Origin of the sequence: uncultured Campylobacter sp. (assembly GCF_905371695.1) — a bacterium.
GTDB lineage: Bacteria > Campylobacterota > Campylobacteria > Campylobacterales > Campylobacteraceae > Campylobacter_A.
The window spans coordinates 1-3693 of sequence record NZ_CAJPMA010000125.1 but is presented as its reverse complement, the minus strand read 5'-3'; the positions used below and the strand labels follow the sequence as shown (position 1 = coordinate 3693).

Sequence of the window (3693 nt, the reverse complement as noted above, 5' to 3'; positions counted from 1 at the left end):
AAATAATACTTATTTTATACCAAACCCCTTGACTTATAGTTTTAATTTGGCTATTATTTCGTTGTCAAAGCACAAATAAGGACTTTGACAAAGGAGACAATATGCGAACCCAAACTAAGGCTAAATTCGTCCAGTATCTAGCGCTTTACAAAATAGAGCCGACCGACAGCGACGAGGAAGTAAGCTACAAGGTGCTTGACTGCGCTTATGATTTATTCTGCGCTTTAGACGCGCTATCGAAAAATCACAACGCGATGAGAGCCAAAATTTTAAACATACTTCAACCCAAAGGAGAAACGAAATGACAGAGCTAATCCCTATCAACAAAGCGGATTTTAACGGCGCCGAAATAAATTCGGTCAATGCAAGAGAACTACACGAAGTTTTGGAAAGCAAACAAGACTTTTCAACGTGGATAAAAAAGAGGCTGGACGAGGTGGACGCCGTCGAGAATGTGGATTTTATCTGCTTCCACAAAAAAATGGAAGCCAATAATGCCACAATGATCGAATACATCCTCTCGACCGACATAGCAAAAGAGATCGCGATGTTGGAGAGAAACGAAGTCGGCAAAAAGGTCAGGCGCTACTTCATAGAGTTTGAAAAAACACATAAGCAGAAAGTTATCCCGCTAACCCAAGCCGAAATTTTAGCGCAGAGCGCGGCGTTATTAGTTGAACACGAGAGGCGAACGGCTGCGCTAGAAACCAAGACCGAGGAGATACGCAAAGAGCAGCTAAAAGCCAAGCACAATATAAACCGCCTTTTAAACAACGATAATTATATGACGCTTATCGCTTTTATGAATTTACACGGCATTTCGCAAAAAGGCTATCATATACCGAGCCTAGGCAAAAGGGCTAAAAAGTTGAGCGACGAGCAAGGGGCGTTTATGGGCGCGGTTATCGACCCTAGATACGGGCGCATAAATACTTACAGCACGGAAATTTTAAAGCAGATATTTAAAGTAGCCTAATCTCCTACAAAAAGGCTACAAAAAACAACTTCTAATTATACAAATCGCGGGATTAATTTCCGCTTACTACAAGGCAAAATATGACTACAGCAGAACTAAAAGACGCCGCCATTTTTGTTATGGCGTATGCAAGCGACGACGACCGCTTTTTTATGGAGAGAAACGAAATTTTAGGAGGATAAGATAAATAGTAATGAGTAGCCCAGAAAAAGAAAAAGAAAAAGCCGCCCTAACCCGGCTGGCTAAATTTTGCGAGCGGCACAACGAAGCGGCGGACGAGCAAACCGCGCGCCGCGCCAAAATAGCGTGGATAACGCGCGAGATAAAAAAGCTAGACGACGGACGGCTTAGCCGCATCGTCATCACGATAAATCAAATAAAGGAGTAAAAATGAGCGATAAAAAATACCTTACCGAAAAAGAGACTTTGGCGTTTTTGGGGTTTAGCCCTAAAAGTAATATTCTGGCTAAAATGCGGATGAAAAAATACGCCGGCAAATGGGAATACACGCCGCGCTTCATAACGATAAACGGGCGGATAAGATACCCTCTTGATTGGCTAAAAGCCGATCTAAAAAAGCTAGTCAAAAGCCCCTAATCCCGCTAAAAAGTCGGCCCACCACCGCAAAAGGCGTAAATGCTCGGATGAGTTAAAATCCCGAAAATACGCCTTATCCACCTCGCTTTTAGGCGTATGCAAAAGCACTTCGTCTATTATCCTTTTCTCGAATTTCGCCCTTACCTCGCCGTTTACCCTCTCGCTTGCCCTCGTCGCAAAAGTGGAGAGCATCGAGCGAAAGCCGTGCGCGTGTAAATCGTCGATGCCCAAAGATTTTATAGCCTTTTGCAAGACGTTTTCCGACAAGGCCCAGCCGCTTTTAGGCGTAAAATAAGCCGAACTAAATACGTAATCGTTCTCTTTAAATTTTAACTGATCTTCGAGTATGGCTACGGCCTGCTTAGGGAGCGGGATACGAGCGTTAAGCCTCGTTTTATTGTCCGTCTCGCTAAAATTTAAAAAGCCCTTTTCCAAATCTACCGCGTTCCAGGTAAGGTTTCTTATCTGATGCGGGCGCTGCGCCGTAACAAGGCTTAAAAAGAATAAATTTTTAATACTCCGCTTTAATTCGCTTCGCTTTACTATCCCGATAATCTCTCTTAATCTATCTTCGTCTATCACCGCTTTTCTATGCGTTACGCCGCTTTTTGGGTAGATCGCCGCCGCGTCGTCGATAAGCTCGAGCGCGAAAGAATACTCTTTTATATACCCGTTAGCTTTCGCGTATTTTAGCGTATCGCGAAGTATCGGTAGAAATTTAACCGCGGTCGTATAGCTCATCAAGCCCACTTGCGTAGTTTGTTTAACGATATCGGCCTTTTTAAGCTCGCCTACGGGTTTATCTCCGAGCGGCTTTAATAGCCATTTATTTACCCTATTTATTAACTTCCTTCTTTTTTCGGCGCGATTTTGCGTGTTTTGAGGGATTTTTACGTTATCGAGCCACATAAAAAAGACCTCCGAAACGCTTTTACTCTCTTTTGCGATAAGCTCGCCCGCGGCCTCGGCCTTATAAAACCCTTTGGCTTTCTCTCTCGCTTCGGCCAGGCTTATATTGTCGTAATCGCCGATATTTTCATAAGTCGAGCCGCTCTTTCTAAATTTATACGTTTTAGCTCCGCTACCGGCGCAAAATAAATAAAGCTTGCAAGTAGTATCTATGGCGTGTCTCGTGACGCTCCCGCCGCCGTTATATTTTAGCGCCTTGACCTGCGTCGCCGTTAGAATTTTAATTTTCATTTTAGCCCTTTCGCGTCGTTTATCGTGCTTTTTACTGTGCTTAGTTTTTTGGCTCGAAAGCTCGAATTATCGGGCATTTCATAAGCCTAAGCAAATTTAAAAAGCACAATAAAATATAAAATTTATATGCAAATTTAAAGCGATAGCACAATAAAAAGCACAATTAATTTAAAAATAAATATACATTAAGCTACATTAAGATAAATTAAAAACTCCATTAAAAGCCGATTTTATCGTAGTTTTGTAAAAGGATATAAATTAAGAAAAACTAGCGTAAATAATATAATGGTGTCCCCAACAGGATTTGAACCTGTGGCCTCAGAATTAGGAATTCTGCGCTCTATCCAGCTGAGCTATGAGGACGAGAATATCAAAAAGTATAAAAATTTCGAATATAGGTAAAATTTAAAAAGCCGCCCCATACGAGGCGGCAAATTTTCGGCGATTAGCCGTTTCTTTTCTTAATAATTTCTTCGCTAACGTTCTTTGGAACTTCATCATAGTGGTCAAATTCCATAGAATACGTCGCACGTCCTTGCGTTTGAGAGCGTAGGTCGGTAGAGTATCCAAACATGGTCGAAAGCGGGCAGAATGCAGTAACTACCTTATTTCCGCTTCTTTCGTCCATTGAATTAACTTGACCGCGACGCTTATTGAGGTCTCCGATAACGTCGCCCATGTACTCCTCAGGCGTCTCTACTTCTACTTTCATGATAGGCTCAAGAATGACGGCTCCCGCCTTTCTAGCACCCTCTTTAAAGCCCATTGAAGCGGCAAGTTTAAACGCCATTTCAGAAGAGTCGACCTCGTGGTAGCTTCCGTCATATAGCGTAACTTTAACGTCTTCGACCGGATAGCCCGCAAGTACGCCGTTTTGAAGCGCTTCTTTGCAGCCTTTTTCAACCGCTGGAATATATTCT

Annotated in this window: 5 protein-coding genes, 1 tRNA gene and 1 pseudogene; 4 read left to right on the top strand and 3 right to left on the bottom strand. The window is 42.7% G+C overall.

Annotation, left to right across the window (positions count from 1 at the left end; translation table 11 throughout):
• Positions 1-101: 101 nt before the first annotated feature.
• The 4 genes from QZ147_RS08720 to QZ147_RS08705 all read left to right on the top strand — a co-directional run bounded on the left by QZ147_RS08720 (position 102) and on the right by QZ147_RS08705 (position 1573).
• Positions 102-305 (top strand): hypothetical protein, encoded by a 204-nt coding sequence (locus tag QZ147_RS08720; RefSeq protein WP_295149399.1) that lies wholly within the window; start codon positions 102-104, stop codon positions 303-305.
• Positions 302-976: an antA/AntB antirepressor family protein gene (locus QZ147_RS08715; RefSeq protein WP_295149396.1), complete on the top strand. Its 675-nt coding sequence runs from the start codon at positions 302-304 to the stop codon at positions 974-976. Before QZ147_RS08720 ends, QZ147_RS08715 begins: the two co-directional genes overlap by 4 nt.
• A gap of 193 nt (positions 977-1169) precedes the next feature.
• On the top strand, positions 1170-1364 hold the full coding sequence (locus QZ147_RS08710; protein WP_295149393.1) for a hypothetical protein: 195 nt from the start codon (positions 1170-1172) through the stop codon (positions 1362-1364).
• Between the two features lie 2 nt (positions 1365-1366).
• A complete protein-coding gene (locus QZ147_RS08705; RefSeq protein ID WP_295149392.1) occupies positions 1367-1573 on the top strand; it encodes a hypothetical protein in 207 nt (68 codons plus the stop codon).
• Here QZ147_RS08705 and QZ147_RS08700 read toward each other — a convergent pair.
• The 3 genes and pseudogenes from QZ147_RS08700 to fusA all read right to left on the bottom strand — a co-directional run.
• Positions 1556-2773, bottom strand: coding sequence for a tyrosine-type recombinase/integrase (locus QZ147_RS08700; protein WP_295149389.1), 1218 nt, complete (start codon positions 2771-2773; stop codon positions 1556-1558). The two genes, QZ147_RS08705 and QZ147_RS08700, sit on opposite strands and share 18 nt — an antisense overlap.
• A gap of 286 nt (positions 2774-3059) precedes the next feature.
• Positions 3060-3136, bottom strand: a tRNA-Arg gene (locus QZ147_RS08695).
• A gap of 82 nt (positions 3137-3218) precedes the next feature.
• Positions 3219-3693: pseudogene (gene fusA, locus QZ147_RS08690) on the bottom strand (elongation factor G); the annotation flags it as partial.